General features: G+C 67.9%; 22 protein-coding genes. 8 read left to right on the top strand and 14 right to left on the bottom strand.

The annotated features are described in order from the left end of the window. Window positions 1-19: 19 nt before the first annotated feature. The 5 genes from lptB to ACIQCS_RS08045 all read right to left on the bottom strand — a co-directional run bounded on the left by lptB (window position 20) and on the right by ACIQCS_RS08045 (window position 3,636). Window positions 20-796, bottom strand: coding sequence for an LPS export ABC transporter ATP-binding protein (gene lptB, locus ACIQCS_RS08065; RefSeq protein ID WP_345849744.1), 777 nt, complete (start codon window positions 794-796; stop codon window positions 20-22). Window positions 797-923: 127 nt separating this feature from the next. After that, window positions 924-1,523, bottom strand: a complete 600-nt coding sequence (locus ACIQCS_RS08060; RefSeq protein ID WP_345849745.1) for an LptA/OstA family protein — start codon at window positions 1,521-1,523, stop codon at window positions 924-926. A gap of 1 nt (window position 1,524) precedes the next feature. Next, on the bottom strand, window positions 1,525-2,169 hold the full coding sequence (gene lptC, locus ACIQCS_RS08055) for an LPS export ABC transporter periplasmic protein LptC (RefSeq protein WP_167299809.1): 645 nt from the start codon (window positions 2,167-2,169) through the stop codon (window positions 1,525-1,527). After that, window positions 2,170-2,790: a ribonuclease D gene (locus ACIQCS_RS08050; RefSeq protein WP_345849746.1), complete on the bottom strand. Its 621-nt coding sequence runs from the start codon at window positions 2,788-2,790 to the stop codon at window positions 2,170-2,172. A gap of 9 nt (window positions 2,791-2,799) precedes the next feature. Beyond that, window positions 2,800-3,636 carry a TerC family protein gene (locus tag ACIQCS_RS08045; protein ID WP_345849747.1) on the bottom strand — a complete coding sequence of 279 codons (837 nt, stop codon included), beginning with the start codon at window positions 3,634-3,636 and terminating at the stop codon, window positions 2,800-2,802. Between the two features lie 212 nt (window positions 3,637-3,848). Between ACIQCS_RS08045 and ACIQCS_RS08040 the strand changes: the two genes are divergently transcribed. Then, window positions 3,849-4,670, top strand: coding sequence for a cold-shock protein (locus ACIQCS_RS08040; RefSeq protein ID WP_345849748.1), 822 nt, complete (start codon window positions 3,849-3,851; stop codon window positions 4,668-4,670). Between the two features lie 272 nt (window positions 4,671-4,942). Here the strand turns inward: ACIQCS_RS08040 and ACIQCS_RS08035 are convergent, their stop codons facing one another. Genes ACIQCS_RS08035 through ACIQCS_RS08025 form a run of 3 tightly spaced genes read right to left on the bottom strand, consistent with a single transcriptional unit; the run spans window position 4,943 to window position 7,219 of the window. Then, window positions 4,943-5,191 (bottom strand): hypothetical protein, encoded by a 249-nt coding sequence (locus ACIQCS_RS08035; protein ID WP_345849749.1) that lies wholly within the window; start codon window positions 5,189-5,191, stop codon window positions 4,943-4,945. Beyond that, window positions 5,188-5,625, bottom strand: a complete 438-nt coding sequence (locus ACIQCS_RS08030; protein WP_345849750.1) for a hypothetical protein — start codon at window positions 5,623-5,625, stop codon at window positions 5,188-5,190. Before ACIQCS_RS08030 ends, ACIQCS_RS08035 begins: the two co-directional genes overlap by 4 nt. Before the next feature lie 16 nt (window positions 5,626-5,641). Then, on the bottom strand, window positions 5,642-7,219 hold the full coding sequence (locus ACIQCS_RS08025) for a cisplatin damage response ATP-dependent DNA ligase (RefSeq protein ID WP_345852041.1): 1,578 nt from the start codon (window positions 7,217-7,219) through the stop codon (window positions 5,642-5,644). 49 nt (window positions 7,220-7,268) lie between these two features. On the opposite strand from ACIQCS_RS08025, the gene ACIQCS_RS08020 reads away from it, so the two are divergent. Together ACIQCS_RS08020 and ACIQCS_RS08015 are read left to right on the top strand one after the other, a co-directional pair. Continuing rightward, the gene (locus ACIQCS_RS08020) at window positions 7,269-8,114 is read left to right on the top strand and encodes a metallophosphoesterase (protein WP_345849751.1); all 846 of its coding nucleotides are present in this window, start codon (window positions 7,269-7,271) and stop codon (window positions 8,112-8,114) included. 35 nt (window positions 8,115-8,149) lie between these two features. Then, window positions 8,150-8,479, top strand: a complete 330-nt coding sequence (locus tag ACIQCS_RS08015) for a hypothetical protein (protein ID WP_345849752.1) — start codon at window positions 8,150-8,152, stop codon at window positions 8,477-8,479. Window positions 8,480-8,906: 427 nt separating this feature from the next. Here the strand turns inward: ACIQCS_RS08015 and ACIQCS_RS08010 are convergent, their stop codons facing one another. Continuing rightward, window positions 8,907-9,404 carry a DNA starvation/stationary phase protection protein gene (locus ACIQCS_RS08010; protein WP_345849753.1) on the bottom strand — a complete coding sequence of 166 codons (498 nt, stop codon included), beginning with the start codon at window positions 9,402-9,404 and terminating at the stop codon, window positions 8,907-8,909. A 96-nt stretch (window positions 9,405-9,500) separates the two neighbouring features. Continuing rightward, window positions 9,501-10,064: a TMEM165/GDT1 family protein gene (locus ACIQCS_RS08005; RefSeq protein WP_345849754.1), complete on the bottom strand. Its 564-nt coding sequence runs from the start codon at window positions 10,062-10,064 to the stop codon at window positions 9,501-9,503. Window positions 10,065-10,391: 327 nt separating this feature from the next. On the opposite strand from ACIQCS_RS08005, the gene rpmG reads away from it, so the two are divergent. Continuing rightward, a complete protein-coding gene (rpmG, locus tag ACIQCS_RS08000; RefSeq protein WP_025560997.1) occupies window positions 10,392-10,559 on the top strand; it encodes a 50S ribosomal protein L33 in 168 nt (55 codons plus the stop codon). A 102-nt stretch (window positions 10,560-10,661) separates the two neighbouring features. Here rpmG and ACIQCS_RS07995 read toward each other — a convergent pair whose 3' ends face one another. Next, the gene (locus ACIQCS_RS07995) at window positions 10,662-11,090 is read right to left on the bottom strand and encodes a response regulator (RefSeq protein ID WP_345849755.1); all 429 of its coding nucleotides are present in this window, start codon (window positions 11,088-11,090) and stop codon (window positions 10,662-10,664) included. 37 nt (window positions 11,091-11,127) lie between these two features. On the opposite strand from ACIQCS_RS07995, the gene ACIQCS_RS07990 reads away from it, so the two are divergent. The 4 genes from ACIQCS_RS07990 (at window position 11,128) to ACIQCS_RS07975 (ending at window position 13,552) form a co-directional block, all read left to right on the top strand. Then, window positions 11,128-11,394: a DUF3572 family protein gene (locus ACIQCS_RS07990; RefSeq protein ID WP_345849756.1), complete on the top strand. Its 267-nt coding sequence runs from the start codon at window positions 11,128-11,130 to the stop codon at window positions 11,392-11,394. After that, the gene (locus ACIQCS_RS07985) at window positions 11,391-12,026 is read left to right on the top strand and encodes an HAD family hydrolase (RefSeq protein ID WP_345849757.1); all 636 of its coding nucleotides are present in this window, start codon (window positions 11,391-11,393) and stop codon (window positions 12,024-12,026) included. Before ACIQCS_RS07990 ends, ACIQCS_RS07985 begins: the two co-directional genes overlap by 4 nt. Window positions 12,027-12,034: 8 nt before the next feature. After that, a complete protein-coding gene (locus ACIQCS_RS07980; RefSeq protein ID WP_345849758.1) occupies window positions 12,035-12,499 on the top strand; it encodes a RidA family protein in 465 nt (154 codons plus the stop codon). A 258-nt stretch (window positions 12,500-12,757) separates the two neighbouring features. Further along, on the top strand, window positions 12,758-13,552 hold the full coding sequence (locus ACIQCS_RS07975) for a TorF family putative porin (RefSeq protein ID WP_345849759.1): 795 nt from the start codon (window positions 12,758-12,760) through the stop codon (window positions 13,550-13,552). A gap of 120 nt (window positions 13,553-13,672) precedes the next feature. Here ACIQCS_RS07975 and ACIQCS_RS07970 read toward each other — a convergent pair whose 3' ends face one another. The 3 genes from ACIQCS_RS07970 to ileS are packed head-to-tail and all read right to left on the bottom strand — an operon-like array spanning window position 13,673 to window position 17,479. Further along, window positions 13,673-14,086 (bottom strand): DUF3035 domain-containing protein, encoded by a 414-nt coding sequence (locus ACIQCS_RS07970; RefSeq protein ID WP_280277832.1) that lies wholly within the window; start codon window positions 14,084-14,086, stop codon window positions 13,673-13,675. After that, window positions 14,079-14,648 (bottom strand): signal peptidase II, encoded by a 570-nt coding sequence (lspA, locus tag ACIQCS_RS07965; RefSeq protein WP_401530543.1) that lies wholly within the window; start codon window positions 14,646-14,648, stop codon window positions 14,079-14,081. The genes ACIQCS_RS07970 and lspA overlap by 8 nt, the downstream gene beginning before the upstream one ends. Beyond that, entirely contained in the window at window positions 14,645-17,479 is a 2,835-nt protein-coding gene (ileS, locus tag ACIQCS_RS07960; protein WP_345849761.1) for an isoleucine--tRNA ligase, read from the bottom strand. The genes lspA and ileS overlap by 4 nt, the downstream gene beginning before the upstream one ends. Between the last annotated feature and the right edge of the window lies 1 nt (window position 17,480).

The raw sequence follows: 17,480 nt of genomic DNA, 5'->3' as shown, positions 1-17,480 counted from the left end.
AGGCGCCGTCTTCCATGGCCTACAGCTCGAAGCTCTCGCCGAGATAGAGGCGGCGGACATTCTCGTCCTTGACCAGATCGGCGGGGGCGCCCGCGAACAGCACGCGGCCGTCATAGATGATGTAGCCGCGATCGACGATGTCGAGCGTCTCGCGGACATTGTGGTCGGTGATCAGCACGCCGATGCCGCGCTGCTTGAGCTGGATGATCAGGTCGCGAATGTCGGAGATCGAGATCGGGTCGATGCCGGCGAACGGCTCGTCGAGCAGGATGATCGTCGGGTCCGCCGCCAGCGCGCGGGCGATCTCGGCGCGGCGGCGCTCGCCGCCCGACAGCGCCATGGCCGGCGCGGCGCGCAGCCGGGTGAGGCCGAACTCCTCGAGCAGCTCGTCGAGCCGGCGCCTGCGCGCTTCCTTGTCGGGCTCGGACAGTTCCAGCACGGCGAGGATGTTGCCCTCCACCGTCAGGCCGCGGAAGATCGACGTTTCCTGGGGCAGATAGCCCAGGCCCAGGATCGCGCGGCGATACATGGGCAGGCGCGTGATGTCCTCGCCGTCCAGCATGATGCGGCCGCTGTCGGGCTTCACCAGCCCCATCACCGAATAGAAGCAGGTGGTCTTGCCGGCGCCATTGGGGCCGAGCAGCCCGACCACCTCGCCGCGGCCGACCGAGACCGACACGTCGGTGAGGACCACGCGCTTGTCGTAGGACTTGGCGATCGAGACGACCGCGAGCCCCTTGTCGGGCAGCGGCGCGGGATCCGCGACGGGGGTTTCGAGAGTGGCGACGTCGGTCATACTCGGTCCCTGCATAAGCGGGTTCGCATTGCCGGCGGGGGGTTCCCTTCGGCGGTTTGGCAGGATTCCTGCATGAACTGGGCCGGGAAAGGAAGGGGCCGCGCGGCGTGGCGTGGAAAAAGGGCGACTACTGCTTCGGCGCCGGCGTGGCTGCGGGCGTCGGCGTGGCGGCCGGGGTATTGGCGCGCTTGGGCACCGAGAAGCGGCCGGTGACGCGGCCGCCGCGGCTCTGCACCCCGGGCGTGCCCGGCACGGCGGTCGCGCCGCCGACGCCAGAGCCGTCGATCGTCGCGCGGCCGGTGTCGAGGTTGATCACCAGGCGGCCGCCGGAGACGGTGTTGGCCCCCTGCTTCAGCGTGACCCCGCCGACCATGGTGATGATCCGCTTGGTGACGTCGTACACCGCGAACTGGCCGGTCGCGCGCTGATCGGGCCGAGTGACGGTGACGCCGCCGGCCGCATCGAGCCGCGAGACTTCGGGCGAGCCGTCGGTGATCTGGCCGGTATAGGCGACGGTGACGCGCGCCGCCTCGAGCATCATCTCCGCCTGCCGGATCTGCACGCTGCCGCTGAACAGCACGCGATTGGCCTTGTCCTGCAGCTCCATGTGCTGGGCGTTGAAGTCGATCGGCGCGTTGCTGTCGTGGCGCTGCTGCGCAGCCGCGGGCGCCGACGCGGCGAGCGCCAGCGAGAAGCCGATCGGAAGCAGGGCAGTCGCACGGATCATGTCAGCGCCTATTCGCGCGCTTGGGGACGATCCGCAAGCGTGCATTGCCATCTAGGGAGATGGTGCGATTTTCCAAGTCGGCGGTCATCTTGTTCGCGCTGAACACGCCGGTGGGCGTCTTGCCGGTCACCGCGCCGCCGCTTTCCATCTTGCGGGTCTTGAGGTCGACGGTCGCGTTCTCGGTGTCGAGGACATAGCCGTCGGCCGTCTGGAACTTGACCGGGCCGTCGACCGAGACCTGTTCCTTGTTGAGGTCGTAATGGCCGCGGTCCGCCTTGAGCGTGGCCGGCCCCTCGGGCAGCCGGATCTCGGCGGCGAGATCGCGCAGCTGGACGATCGGCTCCGCCGAGCTCTTCTGGATCGCCGAGCCCGCGTTGAGCTGGAAGGGCTGCCCCTTGCTGTCCTCGCCGCGATATACCGCCGATTCGAGCCGCAGCCGCTCGGTGGCCATGTCGACCTTGTTCTTGTCGAGCACGAAGCTGACATCGCCCTTGGTGAGGAGCGGCGCGAGCACGAGAAAGGCCGAGAGCACCCCGATGCCGACCGGCAGGAAGATCAGCGAGAGCCGGATCAGCCGATCGTGCGCGCTGCCGGGATGCGCCCAGCTGCGCTTCTGCGATTGGAGGCGGGTGGCGACTTCCGACATCTAGATGTGCGCGAAGATGTCGGTTTCGGGCCAGCCGGCCAGGTCGAGCTCCGCACGCCAGGGCAGGAAGTCGAAACAGGCCTGGGCGAGGTCGGTGCGGCCTTCGCGCTCGAGGCGCCTGTCGAGTTCTTCCTTCATGGCGTGCAGGTAACGCACGTCGGACGCCGCGTATTCACGCTGCGCGTCGGAAAGTTCGGGGCCGCCCCAGTCGGAGGACTGCTGCTGCTTCGAGATCTCCACGCCGACCAGCTCGCGGGCCAGGTCCTTGAGGCCGTGGCGATCGGTATAGGTGCGCACCAGGCGCGAGGCGGTCTTGGTGCAATAGACCGGGCCGGCGACGACACCCAGATAGAAGCGGATCGCCGCGAGGTCGAAGCGCGCATAATGATAGAGCTTCAGCCGCTCCGGATCGGCGAGCAGCATGCGCAGGTTCGGCGAATCATAGGCCGAGCGCGAACCGAAGCGGACGAGATGCTCGTCGCCCGAACCGTCCGAAAGCTGGACGACGCACAGCCGGTCGCGCGGCGTGATCAGCCCCATTGTCTCGGTGTCGACGGCGATCGAGGCCCCCGGCGCGAACAGGTTCTCGGGAATGTCTTCTTCATGAAAATGCACAGTCATGGCCGCCGCCTAGACCCGATCGCCGTCGGGCTCAATGGCCGGCGCTTCGCGCGCGGCCGCCTGCCGGCGCGCCCGCGCGGTCCGCGCCCAGATATTGAGTCCCTCGACGGCGGCCGAAAAGGCCATGGCAGTGTAGATATAGCCCTTGGGGATATGCGCGCCGAACGCCTCGCCGATCAGCACCATGCCGATCATCAGCAGAAAGCCCAGGGCGAGCATGACGACGCTGGGATTGCGGTTGATGAAATTGGCGAGCGGATCGGCGGCGACCAGCATCACGCCGACCGCGACGATCACCGCGACATACATGATCTGCACATGCTCGGTCATGCCCACGGCGGTCAGGATCGAATCGACCGAGAAGACGACATCGAGCAGCAGGATCTGGACGATCGCGGCAGTGAAGGTGATCGAGGCGACCTTCTTCTTGTCGAGCAGCTGGTCGGCCTCGCCCGGCGCGTCGGCATCCACCGAATGATGGATCTCGGTCGTCGCCTTCCACATCAGGAACAGGCCGCCCGCCAGCAGGATCAGGTCCTTCCACGAGAAATCGGTCTCGAAGCTGGGTACGCCGTTCGCATCGGGCGGCCCCTGGATGCCGAGGCTGAACACCGTGTTCTTCAGGCTGATGATCCAGCTGATCGCGGTGAGGAGCGCGAGCCGCATCGCCAGCGCCAGGCTGATGCCGACTCGGCGGGCGCGCCGGCGCTGCTCCTCGGGCAGCTTGTTCGAGAGAATCGAGATGAAGATCAGGTTGTCGATGCCCAGCACCACCTCCATCACGATGAGCGTGACGAGCGCGGCCCAGGCGGCCGGACTAGCGAGCAATTCGGCGATCGCGTCCATATGCCTACCTCTGCCGTGCCCCCGATTGTGGCGCAAGCGCCGCGATTAACGATTGTTCGCCCCGATCAAGTCGAATTTCGTTCGCTCGCTGTCCGATTTTGGGCTATGCCATGATTCCATGGCGCAAGTTTTTGCGCTGGAAGACCTGCGTTTTTCGTCCGGCGCTTGGCTTTTGATTTGATTTGTGGGCGAACCGGGAAGACGAACAGGGCATGAGTTTCGATAGAGGGCGCCGTGGGGATCGCGGCGGACGTGGCCGCGACAAGCGTGATGGCTTCGGCGGCGATGATTTTGGTGGCGGCGGCTTCGGCGGCGGTTTCGAGGATCGTGGCGGTTTCGGCGGCGGTGACCGATTCGGCGGCGGCGGTGGCGGTGGCTATCGCGGCGGCGGTGGCGGCTTCGGCGGCGGCGGCGGTGGTTTCCGCGGCGGCGGCGGCGGCGGTGGTGGTGGCTTCGGCGGTGGTGGCGGCGGCTTCGGCGGCGGCAACCGCATGCCCCCGCAGGTCATCGGCGAAGGCACCGGCGTCGTTAAGTTCTTCAACGGCCAGAAGGGCTTCGGCTTCATCGTCCGTGACGATGGCGGCGAAGACGTCTTCGTGCACATCTCGGCGGTCGAGCAGGCGGGCCTCACCGGCCTGGCCGAGGGCCAGCCGCTTGGCTTCACGCTCGTCGATCGCGGCGGCCGCATCTCGGCCACCGAGCTCAAGATCGATGGCGAGCCGATGCCGGTCGAAGAGCGCGCACCGCGCGAGGATCGCGGCGATCGTGGCGGCGGCTTCGGCGGCGGCGAGCGCGGTGGCCCGCAGCGCCAGCTGACGGGCGAGAAGGCGACCGGCACGGTCAAGTTCTTCAACGCAATGAAGGGCTTCGGCTTCATCCAGCGCGATGATGGCCAGCCGGACGCGTTCGTGCACATCTCGGCCGTGGAGCGTGCGGGCATGCCGACGCTCAACGAGGGCGACCGGCTCGAGTTCGAGCTCGAGGTCGATCGTCGCGGCAAGTACGCTGCGGTGAACCTCACGCCGTCGAGCTGAGGCGCGCCTTCGGGCAAGCAGATCGAAGGGGCCGGGCGGAAACGTCCGGCCCTTTTGCTTTGGGCGGCCGGGCGCGGGAAAGAAGATTGCGCGCGCGACGACACGACGGCGCAACGAAGCCGGGGTGATGGCCCGCCGCCAATGGGCGTGCCAGCTGCTGACGCGGCGCATGTCGTTGCCGCAAGGGCATTGCTCGTCGCGGCGTCGCGTCGTTGCGCGAATCGATATGCTTTCCGTTCCCCGTGCCCTTATGGTGCGGGTCGTGAACCGAATCAGCCTTCCACCAGTTCGTGGAGCGGCAGCGCCGGGGTGAACTTGCGGCGGTGCTTCACGAAACTCGTCTCGTAGCGCCGCACCACCGGATCACCGCCGAGCAGCGAATCGACCAGCGTTGCCGGCGGCAGGATCAGCGCGCTCGATCCGTCGATGATCGCGCGGCCGCCCTTCAGGATCGCGTTGACCACCGCATGGATCGAGCCCGAGGCGATCATCATCGCCGGGGCAAGCAGCTCGGGCTTCACCAGGCGGTGTCGCGGACGTGCCGGAGCCAGAGCGCGAGCAGGATTCGCGAGACGATTCCGGAGAAAAGCACGAGCGGCACGACCAGCCAGAGCATCAGCACCTGGAAAGCCCCCCATTGCCCGGCGACGAGGTGCCGGGCGCTGCTCAGTGCGGTCCAGCCCAGGATGATCGCTGTGGTGACCAGCCCGGCGAGCAGGGCGGCACCGATCCAGCGCCGCCAGGGCAATGCGGGATCACGTAGGAAAATCAATGCGATAGGCGTGCCGACGACCAGCGCGTAGCAGAGGCCGAACAGCGCCAGCGCGGCCCAGACCCGCAGCAGCGAATCGGCGCCGCCGCTGCCGGCAAGGGCGGCGAGCAGCGACGCGGGGACCGGCCCCGCGAGCACGCAGGCGATCAGCGGCAAAACCGCGATACGATTTCCCTTGGCCATAGGAGGCGAAGGTGGCTCAGGTGACGTGCTTGCGCAACGCCTCGATCGTGTCCGCTTCGCGCGCCGGCTTGTCGGTGCGGATGCGGCTGATCCGCGGGAAGCGCATCGCCAGGCCCGATTTGTGACGCCGCGATTCGTGGATCGAATCGAAGGCGACCTCGAGGACGAGGCTCTTGTCGGTCTCGCGCACCGGCCCGAAGCGATTCACCGTGTGGGTGCGGACATGGTGGTCGAGCCATTTCAGCTCTTCGTCGGTGAAGCCGAAATAGGCCTTGCCGACGGGCAGCAGCTCGCCCTCCGTCGTCCAGGCGCCGAACGTATAGTCGGAATAGAAGCTGCTGCGCTTGCCCGAGCCGCGCTGCGCGTACATCAGCACGCAATCGGCGACCAGCGGATCGCGCTTCCATTTGTACCAGAGCCCCGCGCGCCGCCCGGCGACATAGGGCGAATCGCGCCGCTTGAGCATCACCCCCTCGATCGAGGCATCCCGCGCGCCCGCGCGAATCGCCTCCAGCGCGGCGAAATCCCCGGCCTCGATCACCGCCGAGACGTCGAACCGCCCGGGATCGAGCCGTGCGGCGAAGCGCTCGAGCCGGGCCCGGCGCGCCGACCAGGGCAGGTCGCGCAGATCCTCGCCGCCGTCGAAGAGCATGTCGTAGAGGCGGACAAAGGCGGGATAGTCGGCCAGCGTCCTGGCGCTGACCAGCTTGCGGCCCAGGCGCTGCTGGAGCGTGTTGAAGCTCGCCGCCGCGCCGCCCTGGAACACGCCCTTCACCAGCAGCTCGCCATCGAGCACGCCGGGCGTCGCAAAGGCCCCCGCGATTTCGGGGAAGCTGTGGGTGATGTCGTCGCCCGCGCGGCTGTAGAGCCGGGTCTCGCCCGCGACATGGACCAGCTGGACGCGGATCCCGTCCCATTTCCACTCCGCCGCATAGTCGGCCAGGTCGATGCGCTCCTGCTCGAGCGGATGGGCGAGCATGAAGGGGCGGAAGACCGGCAGGTCGCGCGCGCTGGGCTGCGCGGCGCGGCCCTCGGCCCAATCGAACAGCGGCCCATAGGGCGGAACCAGGCCGTGCCACACTTCCTCCACCGCATCGACATCGAGCCCGAAGGCCTGGGCGAGCGCGGTCTTGGCGAGCCGGGCCGAGATGCCGACGCGCAGCGCGCCGGTGGCAAGCTTGAGCAGGGCGAAGCGCGCATCGGCATCCAGCCGATCGAGCATCGCCGCGAGCGCCGCCGGCGCATCGGACCTGGAGATGCCGCCCAGCGTCGCGACCACCTGCGAGACGGTGAGCGATGCCGGCGCCGCGGCCGGCGCCGAGGGTGCGGGCCAGAGCAGCGCGATCGTCTCGGCCGAATCGCCGACAAAGTCGCGGCTCATCGCATAGAGCACCGGATCGACGCGTTCCTCCACCATCGCGCGGATCAGCGCCGGCTTCACGGCAGGCAGGTCGAGGGTGCCGGTGAGTGCCGCCATCGCCCAGCCGCGGTCCGGATCGGGCGTGGCGCGCAGATAGTTGCCGAGCAGCTTGAGCTTGGCGTTGCGCGAGCGCGTGTAGATCAGCCCATCGAGCAGGTCGGCAAAGGCACGCATGACGGCGCAACGCATGGCGCGGCCGATGCGCTCCCGTTACGATGCTTGCATGCACAAGCTCTTCCTCGTCCTCGCCGGCCTGGCCCTTCTGCTCGCCGCCTTTTTCGGCTGGTGCTTCCGCGAGGCGACCGGCGATCCGCTGGTCCGCCGTGCGGAAGTGGCCCTGCCGGGACTGGCGCGGCCGGTGCGGATCGCGCTGCTGAGCGACATCCATATCGGCACTGCGGCGATGGGGCCGGAACGGCTCGGGCGAATCGTCGCGCAGGTGAATGCGCTGAAGCCCGATCTGGTGGTGATCGCGGGCGACTTCATCTTCGGCCATGATCCGCGCGGCGCGGCGAAGCTGGGGCCGGCGATGGTCGGGCCGCTGCGCCAGCTGCGCGCGCCGCTGGGCGTGGCGGCGGTGCTCGGCAATCACGATTACTGGACCGGCCCGCAGGCGGTGCGCGACCAGCTCGCCCGGGCGGGGGTGACGGTGCTGGAGAATGATGCCGCGCCGCGCGGACCGGTGGCGCTGGGCGGGATCAGCGACGATTTCTCCGGCCATGCCGACATCGCCGCGACGCTGCGGGCGGCGCGGGCGATCGGGCGGCCGATCGTGCTGGTCACCCATTCGCCCGACGTCGCGCCCGATCTGCCGGCCGACGCGCACCTCCTCCTCGCCGGGCACACCCATTGCGGGCAAGTGCTGATCTTCGGCCGCAACGTCGCACCCGAAGTGAGCCGCTACGGCACCCGCTATCGCTGCGGGCTGGTGCGCGAAGGGGCGCGCACGGTGATCGTCACTGCCGGGCTCGGTACCAGCGGCGTGCCGTTCCGCCTGGGCGCCCGGCCCGACGTCTGGCTGGTGACTCTCGTGCCGCCGGCAATGGTGCGGACACGAAAAGCGGGTTAGGTTCGCAACTCCACCACCGGAGGGGTCTCCCGATAATGAAGCTCGTTCTCACCGCCGCCCTGCTCGCCTGCGCGCCCGTCGCCGCTTTCGCCCAGAACGCGCCGGCCCCGGCACCCGCCGCGACACCGGCGCCGGCCGCCGCGCCCGCCGCGAAGTTCAGCGCGGATACGCCGATCGAAGCCCTGTTCGCCAATGAAGGCGCCAAGGCAGTGCTCGTCGCCGACGGCCTGGGCGATATCGACAAGCATCCCGCCTATGAGCAGTTCAAGGCGATGAGCTTCCGCGCGATCCAGCCCTTCTCGGAAGGCAAGCTGACCGACGAGATCCTGGCCAAGCTCGACGCGGACCTCGCCAAGGTCAAGTAACGGGGATGGGGCCGGCGCCTGCGGGGCCGGCCCTGTTTTCCGGTAGGCCGGGGCGGGGACCCATATCCTCCCCGGTCGTCCCTATCTTCTCCCCGTCGTCCCTATCTTCTCCCCGTCATCCCCGCGAAGGCGGGGATCCAGGGCCAGGAGAACGGGCTGCGAGGCTCGCTTCGCCGTCTCCGGCAAAAGCCTGGGTGCCATTCTTCGATCGTCCCCGACTACCCTGGATCCCCGCCTTCGCGGGGATGACGGGTCTGCGGACGGCGGATTTGCGGACGGCGGATTTGCTGATGGCGAGTTTGCCGACGGCAGGTTTGCTAGGCGACGGGCCTGCCGATCCCGGCAGGGCTCGCCGATTCGGATGACGCGATTTGCAGCGCCGGAAACCGGCGTTTGCCGATCATGCCTCCAACCCAACGCGGCGGGTTCAGCCCTTGCGCGACGCCTCGAACAGGAACCAGGCGCGCTCCTCGGCCTGATCGGTCCATTCGTCGACGATGCCGCTGGTCGCATTGTCGCCGGCATCCTCGGCCGCCTGCTTCACGGTGCGGAAGCTCTCGATCAGCTTGAGATTGTCCTCGCGCAGCTCGGCCAGCATGTCGCCGGGGGCGACATAGTCCGCGTCATTGTCGGTCAGCGTCTGGCGGCGGGCAATGTCGCCGATCGAGCGGAGCGTGACGTTGCCGGTCTTGCGCACGCGCTCGGCAATGGCATCGGTGATGCCGTAGATCTGCGCCGCCTGATCGTCGAGCAGCAGGTGATAGTCGCGGAAATGCGGGCCCGAGACGTGCCAGTGGAAATTCTTGGTCTTGAGATAGAGCGCGAAGCAATCCGCCAGCGCGCCGTTCAGCGCGTCCGCCACGCTCCTGGTGTCGTTGCGGTTCAGATCGGTGGGGGTGCGGAGTGCCGCATTGATATCAGCCATGTTCGTCCTCCCGGGATTCGGTTCGCAGGGTCAACGAACGGTATATGGGATCGGGTCCGCCCGGCGCATTTGCATTTTACCGATCTCAGAGATCGATCAGGTCAGGCGCAGCGCGTTCACGCCGATCCAGCAGCCGGCGATCAGGAAGCCGATGCCGCTCAGGACGCGCAGCCAGCGCCAGGGCAGGGCCGCCCAGCTCCGCTCGCCGAGCAGTGCGGCGACGAACGCCACGCCGAACGCGCCGATCGATGCGCCGGCCGCCGCGAACCAGGCCTGGCCGCCGGTGGCGAGCGCGAGCGTGAAGAAGGGCGTGCTCTCGCCAAAGGCGAGGATCAGCACGCCCAGCAGTGCCGTGAAGAACGCGCCGAGCTTCCAGCCGCCCAGCCGGTCCTTCACGCGATTCGATCCGATCGCGCCCAGCGCGCCGAAGATCAGCGCCATGGCGAGCAGCAGCGCGCGGGCATTGGGCGTCATCATCGGCCCGATCAGCGATCCGCCGAAACCGGCCGCGAAGTTGATGGCGGCATGGGCGATGCCCGCCGCGACCGCCACGGTGAGCGGCCGGCCATAGCGATCGGCGAGGATCGCGCCGAGCAGGGCCGGCTTGTCGCAAAGCTGGGTGAGGACGGCCAGCAGGAAGGCCGGGACCAGAGCTTCCATGCGCTTCCCCTTTCGCGCGGCATTCTGGGCGCGCAGGGTTAAACCCGCGTGAAGGATATCCAATTCCTCCCCCAGCTTGTTTGGAGGAGGGGGACCGCTCGCGAAGCGAGTGGTGGAGGGGCAGGGCGGTCACCGTCGCCGATCGCCGCCATGGCCCCTCCACCACGTCCTGCGGGCGCTCTCCCCCTCCCCGAGACGAGCCCGGGGAGGAATTGCTTGGCCCCAGCCTTGACTTTTGGCCGAGAATCGCACAGTTGCCCGCGTCTGGCAGCGGTGCGCTCTGGCGTGCCGCTCTTTTCTTTTCGCAGTTTCAAGGGTTGTTGGGTCATGGCCAAGCCGACCACTGTCAAGATCAAGCTCGTCAGCACGGCGGACACGGGTTTCTTCTACGTCACGAAGAAGAATCCGCGTACCCAGACCGAGAAGTTCTCGTTCCGCAAGTACGATCCCGTCGTGCGCAAGCATGTCGAGTTCAAGGAAGCCAAGATCAAGTAAGGCGGGCGCGCGCCCGGCTTGCCTCGCCCCGCCCGCGCGGGGCCGGTCTTCAAGCTTTGCCCCCGCGCGTGCGGGGCCGGTCTTCAAGAAAGCCCCGGGCCGTCAAGGCTGCGGGGCTTCTTCTGTGTCCGTGTTCGGGGCTTCGAGCGGCGGCGCCGGCGATTCGGCCGGCATCAGCGCGCGCACTTCCTCCATGAAGCGCACCAGGCTGATCGGCTTGGAGACATAGGCATTGGCCCCGGCCGCGCGGATCCGCTCCTCGTCGTCGCGGCCGGCATAGGCAGTGACGGCCATGATCGGGATGGTCCGCAGCCTGGGATCCAGCTTCATGTGCTGGATCAGCTCCAGCCCGGTGACGTGCGGCATCTGGATGTCCATCACCACCAGCTGCGGATCGAAGTCGCGCGCGCGCCCCACCGCCTCGCGCCCGTCGCGCACCGGCTCCGCCTCGAACTGGTGCGCGCGCAGCAGGTCGCAGAACAGCTTCAGATTGAGTTCGTTGTCCTCGACAACGAGCACCCTTTTTGCCACGCGCTACCCCCGGATCGACTCTTAGGCGATGTAGGGTATGGCGGGCGCGGAAACAAATGCGGAAGCGCTGGCGCTGCAGGCGCTTGTGTGGACGCTGGGCGAGGAATCGCGGGCACGGCGCCTGCTCGAGCTCACCGGCCTCGATCCTGCCGAGCTGCGGCGGCGGGCGGGCGAGGCGGTGGTGCTCGCCGCGACTCTCTCGTTCCTCGAATCCTACGAGCCGGATCTTGTCGCCTGCGCGGCGGCACTCGACATCGGCCCGGAACAACTGGTCGCCGCCCGGGCGACGCTGGAAAGATCATGAAGCCCCTGCTGATCACCGATTGCGACGAAGTCCTGCTCCACATGGTGCGCCATTTCGGCGTGTGGCTGGGCGAGACGCACGATATCGAGTTCACGCCCGATGGCGGCGATTTCGCCAATTCGATGCGCCGCCGCGCCGATTCGGCCGTGGTGGAGCGCGAGGAGATGTGGGGCCTGCTCGACGGCTTCTTCCCCGCCGAGATGGAGCGCCAGACGCTGGTGCCGCATGCCCGCGAGGCGCTGGCCGCGCTGGCCGGGCGCGCCGATATCGTCGTGCTGACCAACCTGCAGGATCATTGCCGTGCGCATCGCATCGCCCAGCTGACGAATCACGGGATCGCGCACCGGGTGGAGTGCAACCAGGGCGGCAAGGGATCGCCGGTGGCGCGGCTGATCGAGGAATATCGGCCGAGCGTCACCGTGTTCGTCGACGATCTCGCGGTCCATCACGAATCGGTGGCCAAGCATGCGCCGGGCGTGTTTCGCCTCCACATGGTCGCCGAGCCGAGCCTGGCGCCGAGCGTGGCGAAAGCGCCGCATGCCCATGCCCGGATCGACGACTGGCGCGAGGCGCTGGGCTGGATCGAGGCGCGCTTCGACGCGGGCTTGACCGCCGACGCGGCGAGTGGTTGAGCGGGGCCATGACCACGCATGTCGATCGCAAGCTCGAAGAACTCGGCCTCGCCCTTCCCGAAGCCGCGGCTCCCGTCGCCGCCTATGTCCCGGTGGTGGAGGCGAACGGCCTGCTCCACGTCTCGGGCCAGATTCCCTTCAAGGACGGCGTGCTGATGACCGGGCGGCTGGGCGAGGATCGCGACCTGGCGTTCGGCACCGAGGCGGCGCAGCGCTGCGCGCTGATGCTGGTCGCGCAGATCAAGAAGTATCTGGATGGCGACCTGTCGCGCGTCGAGCGGATCGTGAAGCTCGGCGTGTTCGTCAATTCCGCCGCGGACTTCACCGACCATCCCAAGGTCGCCAATGGCGCCTCTGAGCTGATGCAGGCGCTGTTCGGCGATGCCGGCCGCCATGCCCGCAGCGCCGTGGGCGTGCCCGCCCTGCCGCTGGGCGTGGCGGTGGAAGTGGACGCGGTCGTCCAGATCCGCTGATCCCGCCTTTCCGGGCTCCGTTTGCGGCTCGTTCCCCACCGGGGAGCGGGCCGTTTTCGTTTGCCGGGGCCGGGCTGTTGCCACCCAGCAACAGTTTGTCACGATCCCGTGACGGAACAGCAATTAATGTTGTGCGGTGCAGCGTGGTGCGGCAAGACAGCCGGGCTTCGCAAGCAGCGCAGGCCGATGAGCCTCCAGTCGACGCCGTACCGGAGCAGCAGGCGGGAACCCTTTTTTGAACAACGGGAAGGGTATTCCATGCGCTACACCATGATCAGCCTCGCCGCGCTCGCGGCCGTGGCCGCGGCCAGCCCCGCAATCGCCCAGGACCAGACCGATCCGCCGCCCGCCGTGACGATCAGCGGCAGCGTCGGCGTGGTCAGCGACTATAAGTTCCGCGGCATCTCGCAGACCGACGGCAATTTCGCCGTGCAGGGCGGCATCACCGTCGCGCATGCATCGGGCTTCTATGTCTCGGTCTGGGGCTCGTCGATCGACGATTATGTCACCGTCCATGGCACCGCGCATCAGGAGCTCGACCTGATCGCCGGCTACAAGCATGCGTTCGACGGCGGCGTCACGGTCGATGTCGGGGCGCTCTATTATGTCTATCCGGGCACGCGCCCGGGTTTCACCGGCGACCGGAGTTCGTCGGACTTCCTCGAGCCCTATGCCTCGGTCAGCTATGCGATCGGGCCGGCCACTGCGAAGATCACCGGCAATTATGCGCCGAAGCAGAAGGCGCTGGCGCTCGACCAGGGCCAGAGCGGGCTGCTGCGGAAGCAGGACAATTTCTACCTGGCCGGCGACCTTTCGGTCGGGATCCCCAGGACGCCGATCGGCCTCACTGCCCATCTCGGCCACACCTGGGGCCCGAGCTGGCTGTCGGGGCCGACCAGCGAATATACCGACTGGTCGCTGGGGGCGACGGCGACCTGGAAGTCGCTGACCTTCGGCGTCTCCTATGTCGACACCGACACCAACTTCATCACGCCCAGCGGCAAGGACGCGGCCAAGGGCGGCATCCTCGGCTCGGTGAGCGTCGCCTTCTGATATTGGGGAGAGGGGGAGCGGCGCGCTGCTCCCCGCCCCCGCTCCCGGCCATGCGAAAGCGCCGGCCCGCATGGGGATGCGGGCCGGCGCTTTCTTCATTCGGGATAGGGCGGGTGCCGCTTATTTCGGCGTGCTGGCCTTGGCGTCCTTGCCGTCGCCTTCCGGCGCCGCGACGATGTCGCGCGTGGTCGAGCCCTTGTCGATCACGGTCGTGGCCGGGCTGCCCGCGGTCGAGCGCGCGCTCTGATCGGCGCCGGTGCTGCCCGACTGGTCCATGATCGCCTGCTCGCCCGGGCTGCGCGCGGCCGAGCCGCCGAACATCGCGTCGAGCGCCTGGTTGGCCGGATTGCCTTCCTGCGGACGCGGGGCGCCCGGCTGCGGCGGCACCAGCGAGAAATCGGGCGGGATCACCAGCGGCGCCTGGCGGGCCACCGCGAACTCGTCGGGACGCGAACGGTCATAGCCACGCTTGCCGCAGGCGGAGAGCGATGCCGCGAGCGCAATGGCGCTCACGATGGTAACGGTCTTACGCATTGACTTCATTCTCCACAGCGGCCGGGCTGTCGCCTGCGGCCTTATCGCGCACTAGAAGGGCGCGGATCAACAGGATCAGCACGCCGATGGTAATCGCCGCATCGGCGACGTTGAAGACCAAAAACGGGCGCCACGCCCCGAAATGCAGGTCGGCGAAATCGACGACGAAGCCGAGGCGGGCGCGATCGAGGATGTTGCCCAGCGCCCCGCCCAGCACCATGCCGAGCGCGCAGATATCCGGCAGCTTCTTCTCGCGGAACATCCACCAGACCACGCCCGCGGCGATCGCGCCGGTGAGCGCCACCAGCAGCCAGCGAGTCGCGTCGCTGTTCGCGGCGAACAGGCCGAGCGACACGCCGATATTGGCGACGAAGCGCAGGTCGAAGATCGGCAGCACTTCCTGGACATGGTTGAGCCCGTCGAGCCCCAGCTTCTGGCTGATCAGCGTCTGGACGAACTTGAGGTCGACGCCGAGCGCGCGCACGACGAGCAGCTTCGTCACCTGATCGATGACGAAAACCAGGGCCGCCACGGCGAAGCCGATTCCACGAGTCACGTTCATTCCACCACCCCGGCACAGCGGTCGCACAAGGCGCCGTCCTGCGCAACTTCCGGGAGATGCCGCCAGCACCGGCCGCATTTATGGCGCTGGGTGGGCATGACCGTGACCGTTTCGCCTTTCGTCACTGCCGAGACGATGAACAATTCGGCGAGATCCTCGGCCGAGGCCGGCAGATCGGGCACGGTCACTTCCGCCTCGAGGCTGGAGCGGACCTGCTTCTCGCGGCGATAGGGCTCGATCGCCTCGGTCACCTGCTGGCGCAGCGCCCGGATCGCGTTCCAGTCGCTCTCCACCGCCGCGCCCCGGGGCAGCACCGGCCATTCGAGCAGATGGACCGATTCGTCCGCGCTCGGGAAGCGCGCCTGCCACACTTCCTCGGCCGTGAAGGCGAGGATCGGCGCGGCATAGCGGACCAGCGCGTGGAACAGCACGTCCAGCACGGTGCGATAGGCGCGGCGCTTGGCCGAGCCCTCCGCGTCGCAATAGAGGCAGTCCTTGCGGATATCGAAGAAAAAGGCCGAGAGGTCCTCGTTCATGAAATCCGTGAGCGCGCGGCTGTAGCGGTTGAACTCGAAGGCATCGGCCGCGCCGCGCAGCTCGGCATCCAGCTCGGCGAGCCTGGCCAGGATGTAGCGCTCCAGCTCGGGCATCTCGGCCACTGCGATCCGCTCGCCCTCGCCGAACCCGTCGAGCGCGCCGAGCAGGTAGCGGAAGGTGTTGCGGATCTTGCGATAGGCGTCGCCCGTGCCGGCCAGCACTTCCTTGCCGATGCGCACATCCTCGAAATAATCGGTCTGCGCGACCCAGAGGCGCAGGATGTCCGCGCCGCTCTCGCCGATGATCTTGAGCGGATCGACGACGTTGCCCAGGCTCTTGGACATCTTCTTGCCCTGGCCGTCGAGCGCGAAGCCGTGCGTCAGCACCGCGTCATAGGGCGCCCGGCCGCGCGTGCCCGAGGATTCGAGCAGCGACGACTGGAACCAGCCGCGATGCTGGTCCGAACCCTCGACATAGAGGTTGGCGCGGGTGCCGGCGCCGTAGCGCGCCTCGATCACGAAGCTGTGCGTCGAGCCCGAATCGAACCAGACGTCGAGAATGTCGGTGACCACCTCATAATGGGCGAGGTCGTAGCGCGGGCCGAGCAGCGCCTGATGGTCCGCCTGGAACCAGGCATCGGCCCCGCCGGTCTCGAAGGCGTTCAGGATGCGGGCGTTGACCTCCGGATCGCGGAGATACGCGCCGGTCTGGCGATGGACATAGAGCGCGATCGGCACGCCCCAGGCGCGCTGGCGGCTGATCACCCAGTCCGGACGGCCCTCCACCATCGCGCGGATGCGGTTCTGCGCCTTTTCCGGCACCCAGCGGGTATTCTCGATCGCGTCGAGCGCGATGCCGCGCAGCGTGGCGCCGTTCGAGGCGGCGGCGTCGCGCGATTCCTCGTCCCAGCTTGTGTCGTGCGTGGCGGTGCTCGGCCGGTCCATCGGGATGAACCATTGCGGGGTGCAGCGGAAGATCACCTTGGCCTTGGAGCGCCAGCTGTGCGGATAGCTGTGCGGGAAATCGTCCGAGGCGGCGAGCAGCGCGCCCGCTTCGCGCAGGTCGGTGCAGATCGGGCCGTCCGATGCGACGAACTTCTTGTTGATCACCGAGCCCTGGCCGCCGAGCCACAGCCAGTCCGGCCGGTACATGCCCGCCGCGTCGACCGCGAACACCGGATCGATGCCATGCGCCTTGCAGAGCAGGAAATCGTCCTCGCCATGATCCGGCGCCATATGGACGAGGCCGGTGCCGGCATCGGTGGTGACGAAGTCGCCGGGCAGGAAGGGGCGCGGCTTGGCGAAGAAGCCGCCGAGCTTGTGCATCGGGTGGCGCGCGACGGCGCCGGCGAGGTCGGAGCCCTTGAGCGATCTCAGATCTTCGGAGGCGGCGAGGTCGCCGCCATCCCAATCGAAACTGCGTGCCGCCAGGTTGGTCGCCGCGAGGCGCTTCAGGAACGTCTCGACAAGGGCTTCGGCGATCAGCCAGCGCTTTCCGCCGATCTGCAGGAGCGTGTACTCAACCTCCGGCCCATAGGCCAAAGCCTGGTTCACCGGGATCGTCCACGGCGTGGTCGTCCAGATCACTGCATGCGCGCCGACCAGCTCGGGGGCGTTCGGCGCCTCGACGATCTCGAACGCCACGTCGATCTGGGTCGAGACGATGTCGTCATACTCGACCTCGGCCTCGGCCAGCGCGGTCTTCTCGACCGGCGACCACATCACCGGCTTGGCGCCGCGATAGAGCTGGCCGCTCTCGGCGAACTTGAGCAGCTCGCCGGCGATGATCGCCTCGCTCTCATAGTTCATCGTGAGATACGGGCTGGCCCAGTCGCCCATCACGCCCAGCCGCTCGAACTGGCCGCGCTGCACGCCCACCCATTTCTCGGCATAGGCGCGGCATTCGGCGCGGAAGGCGACGGGGTCGACTTCGTCCTTGTTGAGCTTCTTGGCGCGATAGGCTTCCTCGACCTTCCACTCGATCGGCAGGCCGTGACAGTCCCAGCCGGGGATATAGGGCGCGTCCTTGCCCATCAGGCTCTGCGAGCGGACGACGATGTCCTTCAGGACCTTGTTCATCGCATGGCCCATATGAATGTCGCCATTCGCATAGGGCGGGCCGTCGTGCAGGATGAAGCGGGTGCGGCCGGCGCGCTGGGAGCGCAGCTTCCGGTAGAGGCCGATCTTCTCCCAATGCGCGAGGATGGCCGGCTCCTTCTGGGCCAGTCCGGCCTTCATGGGGAACTCGGTCTTCGGCAGGAAGACGGTTTCGCGATAGTCTTTTTGGTCGCTCATG

This window comes from Sphingomonas sp. NPDC092440, assembly GCF_044754985.1.
Taxonomy (GTDB): domain Bacteria; phylum Pseudomonadota; class Alphaproteobacteria; order Sphingomonadales; family Sphingomonadaceae; genus Sphingomonas.
The sequence above is the reverse complement of the archived record's forward strand: the minus strand, read 5'-3'. Positions and strand labels throughout refer to the sequence as shown.